General features: G+C 43.5%; 16 protein-coding genes. 8 read left to right on the forward strand and 8 right to left on the reverse strand.

The window, feature by feature from the left end:
- Nucleotides 1-284: 284 nt before the first annotated feature.
- Genes puuE through xdhA form a run of 8 tightly spaced genes read right to left on the reverse strand, consistent with a single transcriptional unit; the run spans nucleotide 285 to nucleotide 9,369 of the window.
- Nucleotides 285-1,223, reverse strand: a complete 939-nt coding sequence (puuE, locus tag PESP_RS18175; RefSeq protein WP_089349432.1) for an allantoinase PuuE — start codon at nucleotides 1,221-1,223, stop codon at nucleotides 285-287.
- Between the two features lies 1 nt (nucleotide 1,224).
- Complete coding sequence (locus tag PESP_RS18180; protein ID WP_089349433.1) at nucleotides 1,225-2,436, reverse strand: urate hydroxylase PuuD; 1,212 nt, start codon at nucleotides 2,434-2,436, stop codon at nucleotides 1,225-1,227.
- 4 nt (nucleotides 2,437-2,440) lie between these two features.
- Nucleotides 2,441-3,805: a guanine deaminase gene (gene guaD, locus PESP_RS18185; protein WP_089349434.1), complete on the reverse strand. Its 1,365-nt coding sequence runs from the start codon at nucleotides 3,803-3,805 to the stop codon at nucleotides 2,441-2,443.
- A gap of 2 nt (nucleotides 3,806-3,807) precedes the next feature.
- Nucleotides 3,808-4,158 carry a hydroxyisourate hydrolase gene (uraH, locus tag PESP_RS18190; RefSeq protein ID WP_089349435.1) on the reverse strand — a complete coding sequence of 117 codons (351 nt, stop codon included), beginning with the start codon at nucleotides 4,156-4,158 and terminating at the stop codon, nucleotides 3,808-3,810.
- On the reverse strand, nucleotides 4,155-4,655 hold the full coding sequence (gene uraD / locus PESP_RS18195) for a 2-oxo-4-hydroxy-4-carboxy-5-ureidoimidazoline decarboxylase (RefSeq protein ID WP_089349436.1): 501 nt from the start codon (nucleotides 4,653-4,655) through the stop codon (nucleotides 4,155-4,157). Before uraD ends, uraH begins: the two co-directional genes overlap by 4 nt.
- Nucleotides 4,652-5,542: a xanthine dehydrogenase accessory protein XdhC gene (gene xdhC, locus PESP_RS18200; protein WP_089349437.1), complete on the reverse strand. Its 891-nt coding sequence runs from the start codon at nucleotides 5,540-5,542 to the stop codon at nucleotides 4,652-4,654. The genes uraD and xdhC overlap by 4 nt, the downstream gene beginning before the upstream one ends.
- A complete protein-coding gene (xdhB, locus tag PESP_RS18205) occupies nucleotides 5,535-7,874 on the reverse strand; it encodes a xanthine dehydrogenase molybdopterin binding subunit (protein WP_089349438.1) in 2,340 nt (779 codons plus the stop codon). The genes xdhC and xdhB overlap by 8 nt, the downstream gene beginning before the upstream one ends.
- Entirely contained in the window at nucleotides 7,861-9,369 is a 1,509-nt protein-coding gene (gene xdhA, locus PESP_RS18210; protein WP_089349439.1) for a xanthine dehydrogenase small subunit, read from the reverse strand. The genes xdhB and xdhA overlap by 14 nt, the downstream gene beginning before the upstream one ends.
- A gap of 200 nt (nucleotides 9,370-9,569) precedes the next feature.
- Between xdhA and PESP_RS18215 the strand changes: the two genes are divergently transcribed.
- The 8 genes from PESP_RS18215 (at nucleotide 9,570) to PESP_RS18250 (ending at nucleotide 19,648) form a co-directional block, all read left to right on the forward strand.
- Nucleotides 9,570-11,129 (forward strand): ABC transporter ATP-binding protein, encoded by a 1,560-nt coding sequence (locus PESP_RS18215; RefSeq protein WP_089349440.1) that lies wholly within the window; start codon nucleotides 9,570-9,572, stop codon nucleotides 11,127-11,129.
- Nucleotides 11,126-12,229: an ABC transporter permease gene (locus PESP_RS18220; protein ID WP_089349441.1), complete on the forward strand. Its 1,104-nt coding sequence runs from the start codon at nucleotides 11,126-11,128 to the stop codon at nucleotides 12,227-12,229. The genes PESP_RS18215 and PESP_RS18220 overlap by 4 nt, the downstream gene beginning before the upstream one ends.
- Nucleotides 12,230-12,231: 2 nt before the next feature.
- Nucleotides 12,232-13,158, forward strand: coding sequence for an ABC transporter permease (locus tag PESP_RS18225; RefSeq protein WP_089349442.1), 927 nt, complete (start codon nucleotides 12,232-12,234; stop codon nucleotides 13,156-13,158).
- Nucleotides 13,159-13,225: 67 nt separating this feature from the next.
- Complete coding sequence (locus PESP_RS18230) at nucleotides 13,226-14,293, forward strand: BMP family ABC transporter substrate-binding protein (protein WP_089349443.1); 1,068 nt, start codon at nucleotides 13,226-13,228, stop codon at nucleotides 14,291-14,293.
- A 79-nt stretch (nucleotides 14,294-14,372) separates the two neighbouring features.
- On the forward strand, nucleotides 14,373-15,749 hold the full coding sequence (locus PESP_RS18235; protein ID WP_089349444.1) for a uracil-xanthine permease family protein: 1,377 nt from the start codon (nucleotides 14,373-14,375) through the stop codon (nucleotides 15,747-15,749).
- Nucleotides 15,750-15,779: 30 nt separating this feature from the next.
- Nucleotides 15,780-16,514 (forward strand): DUF5020 family protein, encoded by a 735-nt coding sequence (locus tag PESP_RS18240; RefSeq protein ID WP_089349445.1) that lies wholly within the window; start codon nucleotides 15,780-15,782, stop codon nucleotides 16,512-16,514.
- 209 nt (nucleotides 16,515-16,723) lie between these two features.
- The gene (locus PESP_RS18245) at nucleotides 16,724-18,622 is read left to right on the forward strand and encodes a TonB-dependent receptor domain-containing protein (protein WP_089349446.1); all 1,899 of its coding nucleotides are present in this window, start codon (nucleotides 16,724-16,726) and stop codon (nucleotides 18,620-18,622) included.
- Between the two features lie 9 nt (nucleotides 18,623-18,631).
- Nucleotides 18,632-19,648 carry an MBL fold metallo-hydrolase gene (locus tag PESP_RS18250; RefSeq protein ID WP_089349447.1) on the forward strand — a complete coding sequence of 339 codons (1,017 nt, stop codon included), beginning with the start codon at nucleotides 18,632-18,634 and terminating at the stop codon, nucleotides 19,646-19,648.
- Nucleotides 19,649-19,679: the final 31 nt, after the last annotated feature.

Raw genomic sequence — 19,679 nt, forward strand, 5'->3', positions numbered from 1 at the left:
CTAAAGTGACCTCAAGCCCAGCATTGCTGGGCTTTTTTTGTTTTACGATAAATCTAATAAGCGCTTAGAGTTTAGTTTGAACGGCTCACATCATACCAATCCGCATAATTAAATGATCTATTTTGAGGATGGATAAACGTGTTGATAGCAAGGCAAAAAATTCGCTATTTAGTTGTTCTCGGCAATTGCTCCTGCATTGCTCTACCTTCTGCATCCATGCAGTCGTAAATGAGAGTTTTTTAACGCAGATAGCGACACGTTTAGCCCCTGAAAATGATTAAGTATTATTGCGGATTGGTATTATACGGATGGGTTTTAAGCCAGTGCTCGGCGATTTGCTCGCGCGTGGCAAACCATACCTGCTCATGCAAGGTGGCATATTCTAAAAACCTCGCGAGGGCTTTAATGCGCCCAGGGCGGCCAATTAAGCGGCAATGCAAACCTATCGACATCATTTTTGGGGCATTTTCACCTTGTGGGTCGCCTTCTTCATAAAGCGTATCAAAGGCATCTTTTAAATAATTATAAAATTGATCCCCGGCATTAAAGCCTTGCACAGCAGCAAAGCGCATGTCGTTTACATCAAGGGTGTAAGGTACTATTAACTGGGGTTTACCTTCTTTAATACTGTAAAAGGGTAAGTCGTCGCTGTAATCGTCAGCGTCATATAAAAATGTGCCATTTTCTACCACAAGGGCAGCAGTATTTGGGCTTGTGCGCCCGGTGTACCAGCCTTTGGGCTTTTTACCAGTAAGTGCTTGAATGATCTCAATGGCTTTTTGCATGTGCTCGCGCTCGGTTTGCTTATCTATATGTTGATAATTAATCCAGCGCAGGCCATGGCTTGCTATTTCGTGCCCTGCATCAACAAAAGCTTTAGCTACATCGGGGTGGCGCTCAAGGGCCATCGCCACGGCAAAAATGGTGACCGGTATATCGTATTTTTTAAAGAGTTTAAGTAAACGCCATACACCTGCTCGCGAGCCATATTCGTAAATGGACTCCATGCTTATATGGCGATCTTCTACATGCGGGGCACTGACTATTTCAGATAAAAATGTTTCGGCCGCTGCATCACCATGTAATACACAGTTTTCGCCGCCTTCTTCGTAATTTAATACTACTTGCACAGCAACGCGGGCTTTATTGGGCCAATTTGCATGGGGCACCTGTGAGCCATAACCAACTAGATCGCGCGGGTAGTGTTTAAATTGCTCGCTCATGTTATTGCTCCTTTTTAAGCGCTGTGAGCCAAGAGCCTAGCGTTTCGCGCTCTGCATCAGTCATTTTGGTCATATTTGCCAATGGCATGTCTTTGGTTATAACCGCGCGGGTATGAATAAGGGTGCTGGCTTTTTTTACATCATTAATAGAGTCGAGCTTAAAGCCAAGCGGCGCTGTTTGAAAAAGCTCAGAGGCAGGTGTTTCACTGTGGCACTGTGTACAGTGCTTGCTGATTATATCCCACGCTTGAGTGTCGGTAATGCTTGCTTGTAAAGGTGCGTTTTCGCCTGCATTTGTTGGGCTGCTAGGCCACGGAGCTATAGCCAGCATTAGGGCCAAAAAGGCGGCAATACCACTTACAAGCACTGAAGGTTTATTAATACCTTGGTGCTTTAAGTTAAAGTAATGGCGTATCCACATGCCAATACCAAATAGCGCAATTAATATAAGCCAGCCAAAGCTGTGACTGTAGGTGTAAGAAAAGTGGTTGCTCAGCATAATAAATACCACAGGTAACGTGGCGTAGTTATTATGAATAGAGCACAGCTTTGCTTTTAAACCCGGTGCTGAATCGGGAATACGGCCAGCTTCTACTTCGCTTACCATGTAGCGCTGCCCTGGCATAATAATGTGGTACACATTGCCAACCATACACGTACCAATAAGCGCACCGACATGAATATACACAGCGCGGTCACTAAATAGCTGGTCAACCCCGTAAGTCCAAAGAGCCAATATGCCAATAACCACAGCAATAAACGCTTTACCGTTTTCAACCAGCGGGGTTTTGCACAATAATCGATAAACACCATAACCTAAGCCAATAAAGCCAAGCGATGCGCCGATAGCGGCAAATTTACTTAGCTCACTTTTACTGTTATCGATTAGGTAAACATCTGCGCCAACATAATAAAGTAGGCTAAATAATAAAATACCGGTGATCCACGTTGTGTAGGCTTCCCATTTAAACCAGTGCAGGGTATGCGGCATTTCTTCAGGGCCATTTTGATACTTTGCCACTTCATAAAAGCCACCGCCGTGCACGGCCCATAAATCGCCTTTTATGCCTTTGTCTTGTTTCCATTGTGGCGGGGTTTGTAAATTATTATCAAGCCACGCAAAATAAAACGACGCCCCAATCCACGCAATGCCTGCAATTACATGAAAATAACGCAGGACTAAATGAGCAAGCTCAAATAAATAGTTTTCCATTAGGTTAAGCCTCTTCTAATTGCAGTGTGTGAGTTGTTGAAAACTGCTCTTTTGCATCGCGCTTATACACGCTTTTACCCATGATGTAGGTTTGTTCTATGCAGCGGTCATCACCTAGCATCATCATGGCAAAGAGTTGCTCGTGCAGGGTTTTTGCATGACCAATTCTGAATTTTAAAAACGAGGTAGCCGCGTAGTCCATTACAATAAAGTCGGCTTCACAGCCAATAGCAAAGTTACCTATAGTGCCTTCTAAATCAAGCGCCCGTGCACCGCCTAAAGTGGCGAGGTACATGCCTTTAAACGCTGAAAAACGCTGGCCTTGTAATTGCTGAATTTTGTACGCTTCGTTACCTGTTTGCAGCATAGAAAAACTTGTGCCTGCGCCTACATCGGTGCCCATACCCACGTTTATTCCGTGCTCTTCACATCTCTTTAAATTTAAAAGGCCCGAGCCTAAAAATAAGTTAGAGGTAGGGCAGTGAGATATAGCCGCGTTGTTATCGGCAAGGCAGCAAAGCTCACGCTCAGATAAATGAATACTATGGGCAAATACCGAGCGTTTACGCACCATTTTAGCTTGCTCGTAAACGCCAAGGTAATCTTCGGCTTCAGGAAATAACCCTTTTACCCATTCGCACTCGTCTTTGTTTTCAGATAAGTGTGTATGCAGGTAGGTGTCGGGGTATTCTTCTAATAATTGAGTGCATTTTTGTAGTTGTTCAGGGGTTGATGTAGGCGCAAAACGCGGTGTTACTGCATAGCTTAACCTATCAACATTGTGCCATTTTTCTATAAGTGCTTTTGATTGATCGTAACTGGTTTGCGCACAATCTGATAAATCGTCAGGGCAGTTTCTGTCCATCATTACCTTACCGGCAATCATGCGTAAATTACGTTTTTGTGATTCGTTAAAAAATGCATCCACCGATTGCGTGTGCACAGTACCAAATACCAACGCGGTGGTGGTGCCGTTTCTAAGTAGCTCGTCTAAAAAGCGGTTAGATATGTCTTTTGAATAATGCTCACAGGTAAACTTTTTTTCGGTTGGGAAGGCATATTCGGTAAGCCAGCTTAAAAGCTGCTCGCCATACGCGCCTACCATTTCGGTTTGTGGCAAATGTATGTGCGTGTCTATCATGCCGGGCATAACCAATTTGCCATCGTGGCGAATAATAGTGGCTGATTTATCTAAGCTTGGCAGTATGTCTTGCTCGTAACCAAGGTTAACCACTTTACCGTTTTGAATAACTAACGCGCCTTTTTCAAAATAGCGATGGGCGTTGTCGCCGGCTATGGCTGGGTCGTCAACAAAATCGAGTATGTTGGCACAAATTACGGTTATTTTATTATTATTCTGCGTGCTCATTGTTAGCTGCCTCTGTACGTTGAATAGCCAAATGGGCTAAGCAATAACGGAATGTGATGATGCTTTTGATCTTGCAATCTAAAGGTTATTTGCGCTTCTGGGTAAAACGCTGGGGTAGGCTGGTTTTCATAGTAACTATCTAAATCAAATACCAACTTATAGGTTGCAAATTCTACGTCTGTATTTAGCCAGTCGGTAATACGCCCGTCGCTATTTGTTTTACCTTGGGCAATTAATTCCCACTTGTTATTAGTGTATACAAACAATTGTACAGCTACATTTGCTGCAGGTTTACCTGTGCTGGTATCGAGAATATGGGTAGTAATAGGGCTTTTGTTCATACTTTTATTCATATCAGGGACTCCAATCTTATTTTTGTTATTTTGGCTTGTTCGCCCGCGGCTATATTAAGCTCTGTGCTGCGGGTGTTGTGTATACGCTGCTCAATAAGTTCAAGCATTTGCTCAGCACTTTTGCCGCTGGCACACACAATAAATATAAAGCCAAATTTACTGAGGTATTCTTTATTTAGCGCAATCATTTTTTTAAGAGTTTGCTCGTTTGCTTTGCTCATTCCTGATTGTTCGTGCCCCGCTTTTTGCGCTGTAGCGGCGTACTTTTTACTTAATGTTGATAAATCGCCAATTTGTGGGTGGCCTTCAAAAGCGGCTAAATAATCGCTCTCACCTAGGCTATCCCATACGCTTTGAGCGCTCTGAAATAGGTGCTCTTTATTTTCAAATGGCATGGTATTTAGCATACCGCTTACCCAATCAGGGGCGGCGCAACAGTGCTCTAAAGCTTGATGCGCTTGCGCTTCATTTAGGTTATTAATTTTTAAGCTACTCATGCGTCTACTTCCTCTTGCGTGGTGCTAATTAGGGCATTTTTAAGTGCACGCCATTGCACACCTTGGCGTTTAGGCGCATGGGTTTGCATAGCCTGATAAAGGCCAATTAACTGCCCACTAATTGATATTGCCACTTCCATAGGGAGCTTGCCCGTTACATTTTCAAGCCCAACAGGGCAGGTCATTTGCTTTATTTGCTCGGTAGTAAAATCGCGATGAGCTAAGCGCTGCTTAAAGCGTTTTGCTTTGGTATCTGAGCCAATAACGCCAAGCCAATTGGCATCAGCGCGTTTAATAATGGCTTGTGTGAGTGCAAAATCGAGCTGGTGGTTATGGGTTAATATTAAGTAATTATTAGCTTTGGGCGCGCGTTTTACTTGCTCTGTTGGCTCTTCATCAACCACTTTTATAACATTATTAGGGATTGATTGTGGGAATACATCGGCGCGGCTATCTATCCAACGTATACGCATAGGCAGCTGTGCCAATATACCAATAAGCGCCTGTGCTACATGGCCTGCGCCGTAAATATCAAGCGTAAAGCGCTCGCATTGCATGCACTCAAGCATCACTGTGGCAGCTCCGCCGCAGCACTGGCCTAAATTTGCGCCTAGGTTAAACTGCTCTATCACTTGGGTGGCCTCACCTTTGGCAAGTAGCTCGCGGGCTTTTTCTATTACTACGTATTCAAGGTGACCACCGCCAAGAGTGTCGTAGATATGCTCGCCACTTATTACCATTTTAGAGCCTGTGCCGCGAGGGGTTGAGCCATTGGTTCCCAGCAAAGTCGCAATAACATAGTTAGTGCCGCTTTGTTCGTGCTCGTTTATAGCTTGCGCCCAATTTTGAGTATGAAAACCCTGAAACGACTCATTTAAATTAGCCATGTTGATGCTCCTTAAACCAGCTAGCGGTTTGCTCAATTGCATTTAATACACGCTCAGGTGTAGCGGGTGTATCCAGTGGGGCGGTGTATTTGTAATTGGCCACACTGCTTATGGCATTACGAATAGCACTCCATACACTAAAGGCCAGCATAAACGGCGGCTCGCCAACCGCTTTTGATCTAAATACGGTGGTTTCTGGATTGGCCGAGTTATATAAATTTACGTTAAATTCGGCAGGGGTATCGCCAATAGCCGGAATTTTATAATTAGCGGGGCCAAAGCTTGCAAGCTGGCCTTTATCATTCCATTGTAAGTCTTCGGTGGTAAGCCAGCCCATACCTTGAACAAAGGCACCTTCTATTTGCCCTATATCAAGTGCTGGGTTAATTGAGCTGCCCACATCGTGCAGAATATCAACACGCGTTACGGTATTTTCGCCTGTTAGCGTATCTACTTCTACTTCACTAAGTGCTACGCCGTGAGCGTAGTAAAAAAATGGTCGGCCTTCGCCTTTCGCTCTATCGTAATGAATTTTAGGCGTGGCGTAATAACCCGTTGATGAAAGCGATATACGATTCATGTAAGCAAGGTTTGCAAGTTCACTAAAGCTAATTTCGCCTTTACTAAAGGTAATGAGATTATCTTTAAATACAATACTTTGGCTGTCTACCTCAAAGTGCTCACTTATAAAGTTTATTAAACGCTCTTTTATGGTGTTTACTGCGTTAAGCGCTGCCATACCGTTTAAGTCGGTACCGCTTGAAGCTGCTGTTGGCGAGGTGTTTGGTACTTTGTCGGTACGGGTCGCGCTTATGCTTATGGCGTCAAAATCAACGCCAAACCCATGGGCTACAATTTGCGCTATTTTAGTGTTTAAGCCTTGGCCCATTTCGGTGCCGCCATGGTTTAAATGAATTGAACCATCACTATATACATGCACGAGCGCTCCCGCTTGGTTTAAGTGCTGTACGGTAAACGATATACCGTATTTTACCGGCGTCATCGAAAGGCCTTTTTTGATAATAGGGGATGATGCGTTAAAGGCTTTAATGGCCTCTTTTCGCGCCCAGTAATCCCCCGACTCCTCAAGCTGAGCAATCATATCTTTTAAAATATGCTGCTCTACTGTTTGATGATACGGCGTGGTGTCGCGGCCTTTTTTGTATAAATTAAGCTTTCGGATCTCAAGTGGATCTTTACCTAATTTAGCGGCAATGTCGTCCATTATTAGCTCGCCCATGATCATGCCTTGCGGACCACCAAACCCTCTAAACGCAGTGTGACTTACAGTATTAACTTTACAGCGATTACCTTTAATGGTGGCAGCTGGGTAGTAATACGCGTTATCGGCATGAAACATTGCACGGTCTACAATGGCATCAGATAAATCAGGCGAATAACCACAAAACCCATTTACGGTTACATCAGCGCCTTCAATCAGACCATTTTCGTCAAAGCCTACATGGTATTGGTTATAAAATGGGTGGCGCTTACCGGTAAGTTTAAAGTCGTCGCTGCGGGCTAGGCGCATTTTAACTGCGCAGCCAAGGTAATAAACTGCAAGCGCTGCAAGGCAAGCCCACGGTGCGCCTTGGGTTTCTTTACCGCCAAAGGCACCGCCCATACGGCGGGTTTCTACGTTTACAAAGCTAAATGGCTTTTTTAAAATTTTGGCAACTAAGTGCTGCACCTCTGTAGGGTGCTGCGTAGAGCATTGCACATGAATGCCGCCATCGTTATCGGGTTGAGCGAGTGCTATTTGCCCCTCAAGGTAAAAGTGTTCTTGCCCGCCTATGTGTATTTCGCCTGTAAGCTGGTGGGCTGCATTGTTGATGGCTTGCTCACTATTACCACGCTGTAGTGAATGTGGCGGCCTTACCCAATGCTCTTTTTTTATGGCTTCTTTAATATCAAGTATGGGGGTGGTTTGCTCGCACTCTATAACCACTAAGCGAGCAGCGCGGCGCGCAGTGGCGTAGCTGTCGGCAACAACTACCAATACTGGTTGCCCGTGGTATTGAATTTCATGGCTAGTTAGCAGTACATCACCTGGAAATACTGGGCCAATATCAAGCTTACCGGGTACATCATCGGCCGATAAAATACGCTTAACGCCCGCCACTTCAAGCGCTTTACTTGTATCAATTGATTTAATAAAGCCGCTAGTAATAGGCGCAAGTACAGGGTAGGCGTGTAAGCAGCCATGAGGCTCTGGGTTATCGTCGGCGTAGTTTGCATTGCCACATACTTGTTTTATTGCGCTTTCGTGGTACTTAGATTGGCCAACGCTTCCGCCTTGGGCTTTTAGTTTATCCATTTCAAAGTGACGCATGTGAAATCCTCGTAATGGCAATGTTGTTATTATTTTTATTGCTGCTTGGCTGTGCACCGCAAAACTCAATACCAATACGTTGTAGCAAGTTTTTGCTTACCGTAGTGCGATAATGGGCGCTGCTGCGTACATCGCTCATGGGTGCAAAGTCATCATTTATAGCGGTAGCGGCATCTATAAATGTGTTTACTTGTAAGGGCTGAGTATTAAGTTTTTGCTCTATGTGCGCTGCGCGTTTGGGTATTGCAGCCATACCGCCCATGGCGCAGCGGGCATTACTAATTAAACCTTGTGCTTGCTCAACAGCCACTACTAAACACACGGTAGATATATCATCTTCGAAGCGTTTTGAAATTTTATGGCACGCAAGCTTTAAAGATTCTGGGCGTTTTGGCACTGTAATTTTGCTAATTACTTCATCGCTTTTAATTACTGTTTTTTTGTAATCAACAAAGTAGTCGGCCACGTTTATAGTGCGTGTGCCTGCTGCGCTTAATAAATCTAGAGTGGCATTAAGTGCAATTAATAATGGGGCTGGATCGCCAATAGGAGAGGCATTTCCTATGCTGCCACCTAAGGTGCCACTGTTACGTACTTGGTTAGAGCCAAGGCGTTCAAACAGCTCCTTAGACTCAGGGTAGTAATTGTAAAAAGCGTCTACGAACTGGCTGTAAGGGAGTGCTGCACCAATATGTAGCTCGCCGTTGTTATCGCTTATTGTGCACAGCTCTTTAGCTTGGCTGAGGGATATTATTACATCGGGCAATAGCATATTTTGGCTAAGCTCAATGGCAAAGTCGGTGCCACCAGCAACCAAGTGTGCATGCGGATATAGTGCCTTTAGTTCAACAAGTTGCTTAGCATTTTGTGGCAAATAGAATTTGCGAGGGCCATTTTTTAAAAATGGAACATCGTCATCATATTGCGTATTAAGTGAAGCTTTAAACTGAGCTGCCATGGCTGAGTAAGGCTCATTTTTGCGCTCATAGCTGTAGGCTTTTTCTACCGCTAGTAAAATAGGGCTGTAGCCAGTACAACGGCACAAGTTACCACCTAAAGCATGAATAGCGGCCTTTTTACCTGGGTAACACGGGTTATTAATATAAAGCGCCAACATGCTCATTATTATACCTGGGGTGCAAAAACCGCATTGCGAACCATGGCACTCTACTAATGCGCGCTGTACTGGGTGTAAGTCATTAAGGGTTGGGTATAGCCCCGTTGTTACAGCTTCTACGGTTACTATGTGTTTTGCGTGTGCATTGCCTAATAAAAGCAGGCAGCTGTTCATGGTTTGGTAGTGCCAAACTGGGTTACCGTTTGAGTTTGTTTTTTCTTCGCCGACTAAAATTGTGCACGCGCCGCAATCGCCTGTAGCACACCCTTCTTTGGTGCCCACTTTCCCTTTTTTGGTGCGTAGCCAGTCCAAAATGGTGAGACTTGGCGAACATTCTTGTACTTCTATTGGCGTGTCATTTAATAAAAACTGAATCACACAGACCCCCTTAACTTTTTTAAAGCCCTGATCTTTAAAGGCTTGGCGTATATTTTTTCTTGTTGTTTTGGTGCTGCTAAGAAAAAAACTTTTTCATCTTGGTAAGTTTATTGCAGATACCATGCCATTGTTGACCGCTTGGTCAGCTAAGTTTCTAGGCTAGCTTATTTAAGCAACAAGCACAAAGAAAGGTTTAAATAATGGACAATAAATACCGCCTTACTATGCAGGGAATGACAAAGCACTACCCCGGATGTATAGCCAACGACGGCGTAACAATAAAAATAAAACATGGTGAGGTACATGCCCTGCTAGGTGAAAACGGCGCAGGTAAAAGCACTTTAATGAAAATGCTTTACGGTGTAGTTAAACCTGACCAAGGGGACATGTTTTTTAATGGCCGAGTAATGAATATAAAAGAACCCGCCGATGCCCGCGAATTAGGCATAGGTATGGTGTTTCAACATTTCTCGTTATTTGAAACCTTAACAGTGGCGCAAAATATAGCGTTAGCGCTGGGCGATTTAGCAGGGCACAGTAGTTCGCTTGCTAGCAGAATTAGTAAAACATCGGCTAGGTACGGGATGCCGCTTGACCCACATAGGCTGGTGTCAACGCTTTCAACAGGCGAGCGCCAACGAGTAGAAATAGTCAGGTGTTTATTATTAGATATTCAGCTACTTATTTTGGATGAGCCTACCTCTGTACTCACTCCTCAAGAAGTAGATGCACTGTTTAAAACGCTGCATTCTTTAAAAAAAGAAGGCTGTTCGGTACTGTTTATTAGTCATAAATTGCATGAAGTTATTGAGCTGTGCGACAGCGCGACTATTTTACGCGGTGGCAAAGTCAGTGGGCATTGCATTCCTAAAAACGAAACCAGTGAGTCAATAGCCCGCTTAATGGTTGGCGATAGCACACCAATAAGTAACCAAACGCGCAGAGCGAAAGGTACAGGTGATTTTTTAACAGTCAGTAATTTATCAACCAATGTGCAAGCGCTATTCGACACGCCACTAAAAAATATTAACTTTGCCGTACAGCAAGGCGAAATAGTGGGTATTGCAGGCGTTGCTGGTAATGGGCAAGAAGAGCTATTAAAAGCGCTCTCGGGTGAGGAAATACAAGCAAATAACAGCGCTATAAAATTTAAAAATACTGTAGTTGATACTTTATGCCCATTAAAAAGGCGCAGGCTCGGGCTTGCCTGTGTACCAGAGGACAGATTAGGGCGCGGCGCAGTACCCGATATGGACCTAGCTCAAAACGCACTCCTTACTAGTTTTGATAGCGGTTTAGTTAAAAGCGGCTTTTTAGTAAAACAAAAAATTAGCCAACTCGCCGATAAAATTATTAAAAAATACAAAGTAAAAACCCCAAGTAACCGCACGCATGCACTAAGCCTTTCAGGTGGTAACTTACAAAAATTTATTATTGGCCGAGAGGTCGAGCAAAACCCACAATTGTTAGTAATGTCGCACCCAACATGGGGGGTAGATATTGGCGCGCAAGTGGCAATTCACGAAGCTATTTTAAAGCTTCGCGACGAAGGCTGTGCGGTGCTGGTTATTTCAGAAGACTTAGACGAGCTCTATAAAATTTGCGACCGTATTGGCGCAATTTGCGATGGCAAACTCTCTCCTATTTTAGATACCGACTGTGTACCGCTTGTGCAATTAGGGCAATGGATGGCGGGTGATTTTAATCACGACCTTAAAAACAACACAACACAAATAACACCGCAAGGAGCGCTTGCATGATAAAGCTTGAACCCCGCGTAGAGCGCTCAAACACATGGAGCTATCTCTCTCCTGTTTTAGCCATATTACTTACATTAATAACAGGTTATGTGGTGTTTGCCTTACTAGGGCACGATCCGCTTAATGCTTTGTATACGTTACTTGTAGCGCCTATTGCTGATTGGTACGGCGTTACAGAGTTATTAGTGATGACCACCCCTATTTTGCTGTGTGCTTATGGATTAGCGCTGTGCTACAGAGCCTCGGTTTGGAATATCGGCGCCGAAGGGCAGCTACTTATTGGCGGCGTATGCGCCAGTGCCGTCGCTGTTAATTTTGTTGATTCTACCAGTGCATTTGCATTACCGCTTACATTACTTGCGGGTATTGCTGGTGGCATGTTGTGGGCAGGCCTTGCTGCATTTATGAAATTACGTTTAAACACCAACGAAATTTTAGTCACCATTATGCTCAATTACATTGCCGTTAATGTGTTGCTGTGGGCAGTGCATGGGCCATTAAAAGACCCTCATGGTTATAACTTTCCTGAAAGCGCGCTCTTTGGCGATAGCACTTTACTGCCGGTGATTTTTGATGGTACTCGGCTTCATTTAGGGCTGGCTTTTGCGCTATTAGCGCTGTGTGCAACATGGGTGTTTATTAGTAAAACCTTTGTGGGCTTTCAAGTTCAAGTACTCGGGCTTGATGCATCTGCTGCCAAAATGGCGGGCTATAAACGCGCCCTTTTAATTGCCGGTGTATTAGTGATTAGTGGCGGGTTAGCAGGGCTTGCGGGAGCTGGCGAAGTGGCTGGGCCTATTGGGCAATTAGTGCCGCAAATATCTCCCGGATATGGTTACGCTGCGATTATTGTAGCCTTTTTGGGGCGCTTGCACCCTTTGGGTATTACCTTAGCAGGGCTATTAATGGGGCTTATTTATATGGGCGGCGAAATGGCGCAAATAAATATAGGTTTGCCTAATGCAATTACTGGGATTTTTCAGGGGCTAATGCTGTTTTATTTGCTCTCGTGCGATGTGCTTATTGGTTATCGCATTAAATTATCGCTGCCATTTAAACAACAAAAAACGCAGCTAGCCCCTATTGCACAGGAGTCATAAAAATGGATTTAGAGGTTATTACTAATATTTTATACGCCACCATTCGTACCGGTACGCCTTTATTGCTGGTGGCACTAGGTGAAATGGTATGCGAGAAAAGCGGCACACTAAACCTTGGGCAAGAGGGCATGATGCTGCTCGGTGCGGTGGCAGGGTTTATAACCATGTACCAGTGCGACAACCTATTTATAGGCTTTAGTGTGGCTGCGCTTGTGGGGGTAATGGCGTCGTTAGTATTTGCGTTTGTAGCACTTAATTTAAATGCCAGCCAAGTAGCCGCAGGATTGGCGCTAACCATTTTTGGCACGGGTTTGTCGGCCTTTTTAGGTGCCGACTATGAGGGAAAAACCATTAATGCTTTACCTACTTTAGCAATTGCTGGGTTTGAGCATATTCCGGTACTGGGCAAAGCGCTATTTTCGCAAGATGCCATTGTGTATTTAAGTTGGGCGTTAGTGCTAGGGGCTTATTTATTTTTTAAATATCACCGAGCAGGGCTTGCAGTACGTGCTATTGGCGAAAACCCAGGTGTAGGCAATAACCTAGGTTTACCGGTAATGCGTACTCGTTATTTAGCGGTGATGTTTGGCGGTGCATTAGCGGGTATTGCAGGGGCGTACTTGTCGCTTGCTTACACACCGCTTTGGACACAAAACATGACATCGGGGCGTGGCTGGATAGCGCTTGCTTTAGTGGTTTTTGCAAGCTGGCGAATTGAGCGGGTAATGCTTGGCGCTTATTTATTTGGTTTTGCCAGCATTATGCACTTAGTGGCACAGGCATTTGGCTTAGCGGTTGATTCTAATTTACTGGCCATGCTGCCTTATGGTGCAACGCTTATTGTACTAATTATGCTAAGTAAAAATAAACAAAAACTAAAAATGTACGAACCCATGTGGCTAGGGAAACCGTGGCACAAAGGGCATTAAGATTTTAAACAAAGAAGTAAAAATAAGCCTTCAACAGGATATTAAAAATACAACACGGAGAATAACAATGAAAAAACTAATAACAGCGCTTGGCGTAGCACTTAGCTTAGGGTTAAGCGCTACTGCACTTGCAAAAGACAGCGTAAAAGTAGGGTTTGTATATGTCAGCCCCATTGGCGAAGCCGGTTGGACCTACACACACGATGTAAGCCGCCACTACCTAGAAGAAAAATTTGGCGAAAAAATAGAAACCACCTTTGTAGAAAGCGTTCCTGAGGGCGCCGATGCAGAGCGAGTTATTACACAATTAGCTAAAAGCGGGCACGATTTAATATTTACCACCTCGTTTGGCTACATGAACCCGACCATTAAAGTGGCTAAACGTTTTCCGAATGTAAAGTTTGAGCATGCAACAGGTTATAAACGCGCTAAAAATGTAGGCACTTACTTTGACCGTATTTACGAAGGACGTTACTTAACCGGTGTTATTGCAGGGCACATGAGTAAATCCGACAGTATTGGCTACATTGCTGCATTTCCAATTCCAGAAGTAATACGCGGTATTAACGCATTTACTTTAGGCCTGCGCTCAGTAAAGCCTGATGCTCAGGTCAAAGTAGTGTGGGTTAATAGCTGGTTCGACCCAGGTAAAGAGCGCGAAGCTGCCGACAGTTTAATAGACCAAGGTGTTGATATTATTACTCAACATACCGACTCGCCTGCGCCACTTCAAGCCGCAGAAGCCGCCGGAATATACGCTATTGGTTACCACTCAGATATGAGCGGCTATGGTAAAAAAGCGCACCTTACGGCGCCTGTGCACCATTGGGATGAGTTTTACGCCCAGCGCGTACAGCAAGTGCTTGACGATAAATGGCAATCGCAAGATGTATGGAAAGGCATAGACGCCGGTATGACGCGTTTAGCGCCTCTAAGTAAAGATATTCCTGCCAATGTAGTCGCTGAAATAGATGCTCTTAGTGCAAAAATTGCTAATGGCGAGTTTCATCCATTTAGTGGCCCAATTAAAAATCAGCAAGGTGAGTTGGTTACTAAAGCAGGCCAAACAATCGATGATAAAACTCTATTGGGCATGGACTTTTACGTAGAAGGCGTTGAAGGGCAGCTTAAATAAGCGCTTAGGTAGTTAAAGTAAAATAAGGGCAAGTGGGTGTTTAGCTTGCCCGTTTTTAAGCGCTAAAAGGATGTTAACCATGTCAAATCAAGATGTTAATTCAGAAGACATAATCTACGCGGTAGATGATAAACCCGGAATAACCGAATCATTTTTTGCCGCACTACAACACGTACTAGCAAGCTTTGTAAGTATTATTACGCCTACGCTTATTATTGGTGGGGTATTGGGGCTTGGCAGCGAAATACCCTATTTAATTAGTATGGCGTTGTTTGTATCGGGAGTTGGTACGTTTATTCAAGCGCGCCGTGTGGGGCCTATTGGCTCTGGGCTTATATGTGTGCAAGGCACCAGCTTTGCTTTTTTAGGCACTATTTTGGCCACTGGTTTTTCTGTAAAAGCTACCGGTGGCAGTAACGATGATGTGCTTGCCACTATATTTGCGGTGTGCTTTTTAGCGGCCTTTGTAGAGATTTTTATTAGTTTTTTTATAGAAAAACTGGGTAAGGTAATTAAACCTGTAGTCACCGGTGTGGTGATCACCACCATTGGGGTTTATCTCATTAAAGTAGGCATGACCGACATAGGCGGTGGCCAGTGGTTATTAACTAATATGCCTGAAAAGTTTGCATCAGCAAGTAACTTAATTGTTGGTTTTTCGGTGGTGGCATTAGTGGTGCTACTTAACGCCAGTAAAAATCAGTGGGTAAGGCTTACCGCTGTGGTTGTAGCCATGATAGTAGGCTGGATACTTGCGGTTGTTTTAGGTATTGCCAAGTTTGAGGTGGGCGAGTTTGATTTTATTGCCATGCCAATACCATTCAAATACGGCTTTAATATTGATTTTGGCGCCATGATTGCTTTTGGCTTTTTATACCTTATTACAGCCATAGAATCGACCGGCGATATTACCGCTAATTGTGCGGTGTCTAAATTACCCGTTAAGGGTGCAAGCTATTTAGCCCGAATACGCGCAGGTGTATTAGGTGATGGCGTTAACTCAATGATTGCAGCCGCATTTAATACCTTTCCTAATACTACTTTTAGTCAAAACAATGGGGTTATTCAGTTAACGGGTGTGGCAAGTAGGTATATTGGCCTATGGATTGGCGCAATACTGATTGTTTTAGGGTTATTTCCGGTGGTGGGGGCTGTACTACAAAACATACCCAAACCCGTGCTTGGCGGTGCAACGCTTGTAATGTTTGGCACCGTGGCAGCCGCAGGGGTAAAAATACTCGCGAGCGAGAAAATCAATCGCCGTAGTTTACTTATTATTGCCGTAAGTTTAGGTATGGGGCTAGGCGTTAGTTTTGTACCAGAGCTATTTATAAATGCACCTAAATTAGTAACCGCCATATTTGGTAGTGCTGTGACGGTGTCGGGTTTAACAGCAATTGTTATGACCCTGATATTACCTGAAAATTATTCAGCAAGTACGGATCATCTTAACTAAACTAATAAAATTATAAAAAAGGGATCAACAATGAAAATCAAAACAATCAAAAAGTTAGCATTAGTAACGGCAATTGCTGTTTGCTCAACTGGGGTGTCGGCAAAAGAGCTTTGGTCAGATTTTAGTATTACCGCCATGACCGGTGCAGATTACCTAGAGCCGTTTTCTGGCGAGGAAGACGACAGAAGCGTAGTAACCATTGAGCACGCATCGGGGCATACTTGGGGAGGCACGTTCTTCTTTATGGATAGGTTAAGTAACCCCGACGAAGTATACGGAGAGCTAAATATAAACCCAACACTTTACAAACCACAAGACAGCTTTGTTAAAGAGGTGTTTTTAGGGCTACAAACAGAATATGGCTCAGGCGATACCGATCAAAATAACTATTTATTGGGTGGTGGCGTGTCGTTAGATGTACCTGGTTTTCAATACTTTAACGTGGCCTATTACCGCCGTTTTCAAGACGATATAGGTATAGAGCGTGAAGATAACAATCAAATAACCGTAACGTGGGGCTATAACAACGGCAACTTTAGGTACGATGGCTTTTTAGATATTGTCGATAGCACCGACACTATGTTTGGTAAAAGTGAAGGCGGTTTTAACTTTACCTCACAACTTAAGTACAACATTGCCCCAATGCTTGGCCTAGACACAGGCCGCCTTGATGTAGGTATTGAGTACGTATTTTGGAAAAATAAGTTTGGTGTAGATGGCGAAACAGAGCACAACCCAAACCTAATGGTTAAATGGCACTTTTAAAACTTTAAGCGATTCAGAATATGACTACATAAGGCTGCTATTTAATGCAGCCTTTTTTATAAATTAAGTACGTTTAATTGGTTTGAGTTAATAAATAATCAACGATAACCTTAATCGATTAAGGTTTATTGTGAATTAACAAAATGTTAATTGCTGAACGTATTGGTAATTGTTATCATTACGTAAAATAACCAATTAAATATCACGTGATGACTCTGAAAACCACTTTAGTACTACCTCTAATTGCTGTAGCGCCGTTATACACTTTAGCAAATGTAAACAACGATATAGAAACAATTGTTGTAACCGCCTCTGGTTTTGAACAAACCTTAGCGCAAGCGCCAGCTTCTATTACTTTAATTAGTAGAAAGCAGCTTGAAAACCGCGCTTATAAAGACTTAACCGATGCGCTTAACGATGTTGCAGGGGTTACGGTTACAGGTGGTGGTTCACGACAAGATATAAGTGTACGTGGCATGCCAGCGCAGTATACGGCCATTTTAGTCGATGGTAAAAAACAATCAGGGCGCGAGTCGCAGCCAAGTGGTAGCGGTGGGTTTGAACAAGATTGGCTACCGCCACTTGATGCTATTGAACGAATTGAAGTTGTGCGCGGACCTATGTCTACGCTTTATGGATCTGATGCAATTGGCGGTGTAATTAATGTTATTACTCGTAAAAGCTATGAAAATTGGCACGCAAACTTGCGTGTTGAAACAACACAACAAAGTAATAGCGATTCTGGCGATGAATACCAAGGCCAAATATATGTAGCAGGGCCATTGATTAAAGACTTACTGAGCATTAATTTATCGGCTCTTTACCAAGAACGAGAAGAAGATGCCATTGAGCGTGGCTACGGTGAAAAAGAGTTAACAAGCTACAGCGGTACGTTGCATTTAACCGCAACCAAACAAGATGTAGTATCGTTTGAATACAGTGAACATGATCAAAAGCGTAGTTCTACCTCTGGGTTATCATTACCTAGTCGTAATAGCTCAACAGAAACAAATAACAACCGTCGTTCAATGTCTTTATCGCACAAAGGTGATTATAACTGGGGAGCCGCGCATTCTTATATTCAACAAGAGAGCGTTGAAAACGAGGGTCGCGAAATTACCATAGATAACACATTAGCAAATACACAATGGTCAATAGCGCTTAATAACCACCATGTAACAATAGGCGGTGCGTTTGAACAAGAAAAACTAAATGATAAAACCACTAATGCGGCCTCAATTACAGAAATAGATAACAAGCAATGGTCTGTATTTAGTGAAGATGAGTGGAGCTTTCACCCCGATTTTACCCTCACAGCTGGGCTACGTTTAGACGATAACGAGCAGTTTGATTCGCATTTTAGCCCTAGACTTTACGGTGTGTGGAATATTAACTCACAGTGGACATTTAAATCGGGCATAGCCACAGGCTACAGAGCCCCCGATTTACGCGAGCTAAGCCCTAATTGGGTGCAAACGAGTCGTGGTGGTGATTTATTTGGTAATGCAGAATTAGAGCCTGAAACATCAGTGAGCAAAGAAGCAGCGCTTTATTTTGCTAACAATACATTTCAAACTAATGTGACGCTTTTTCATAACAGCTTTAAAGATAAAATTAACACCGTTTTATGCCCAATTACTGTGTGTGGCGATGAAACTGACCGCTACAATATAAACATTGATAAAGCCGTTACTTATGGTGCTGAGCTAAATATAGAGGCTCAGTTAAGTACAGATATTATGCTTTCATCAAGCTACAGCTACACATTTTCTGAGCAACGCAGTGGCGATAACAAAGGCCAACCGCTTACTCAAATTCCTGAACATTTGGCATCGCTGAATATTAATTGGGATATAAACAACGCTTTAAATGCTTGGGCTCGCACTAATTACCGCAGTAAAGAAAGCGAACCGGCCTCTGTTACAAGTCGTTTAACGTCTGCTCCATCAATTACCACAACCGATTTAGGGAGTGCGTGGAAAATAAATGATAACGTTAAAGTTATGTTTGGAATTTATAACCTGTTTAACAAATCAACAACCTACGATGAATACGGTTATGTAGAAGATGGCCGGCGTTATTGGTTCGCTATTGATACAAAACTTTAAGGGCACTGTATGAAAAAGTTTTTTATACCAACGGTATTATTTACTAGCTTAATAGCGCTACCTGTTATGGCTAAAAATACGCCATTAACAGCGCAAGATTATGTCGATAAAGGCATGCAATACGCGCAAGAGTTTCCCGGGTTAACAAGTTTATGCGATATACAAAACCCTTTAAGAGATTTAACTAAACGTGTTCGCAGTAACAATGAGAGTAAAAAACGTAGTAAAGCATCTGCTAAAAAGCGCCGCTCATCAATAGAGCCAACACAGGTATTTGATAACCTTTATTATGTAGGTACCGGTGGAGTAGCAAGTTGGGTGATTAAAACATCTCAAGGGCTTATTGTTGTTGATGCACTTAATAATAACGAGCAAGCAAAAAACTACATTGAAGAAGGTTTGCTAAAACTGGGTTTAGACCCTAATGATATTAAGTATTTAATTATTAGCCATGGGCATGGCGATCATTATGGTGGGCAAGAGTACTTAGTTGATAAATACAAACCGCGTGTAGTAATGAGCGAAGTTGAGTGGCTGCGCTTAGAACAACCCAAGCTCGATTTTGAAAGCCCACGTTGGGGCAAACGACCAACACGAGATATAAGCACAAAAGAGGCCGATACCATTACGCTTGGCGACACTAGTATTGGCGTTCACTTAACACCTGGGCACACGCCTGGCACTGTGTCTTTGTTATTTCCCGTGTACGATAACGGCAAAAAACATATGCTCAGTCTATGGGGTGGAACTGGCCTTAATTATGGCCCCGATTTACAACGTATTGCAGCTTATAGCGAAGCCGCAAAACGCTTTGGCGATATTGCCGTTAAAGCAGGTGTTGATGTATTTATATCAAACCACCCTAAGCGCGATGGCTCGTTTGAGCGTATTAAGCAATTAAATAAAAGACCCGATAATGCACCACACCCGTTTGTGATTGGTACCGAGCAAGCCTCGCATGGTTTTTCTATGTTAAGCGATTGCACCTACGCGCAGGTTTTAAAAATTGAGTCTCAGCTAAAGTAATAGTCAAACCCCTTTAATTTATTAAAGGGGT

The sequence above is a fragment of the Pseudoalteromonas espejiana DSM 9414 genome (assembly GCF_002221525.1).
Classification (GTDB): domain Bacteria; phylum Pseudomonadota; class Gammaproteobacteria; order Enterobacterales; family Alteromonadaceae; genus Pseudoalteromonas; species Pseudoalteromonas espejiana.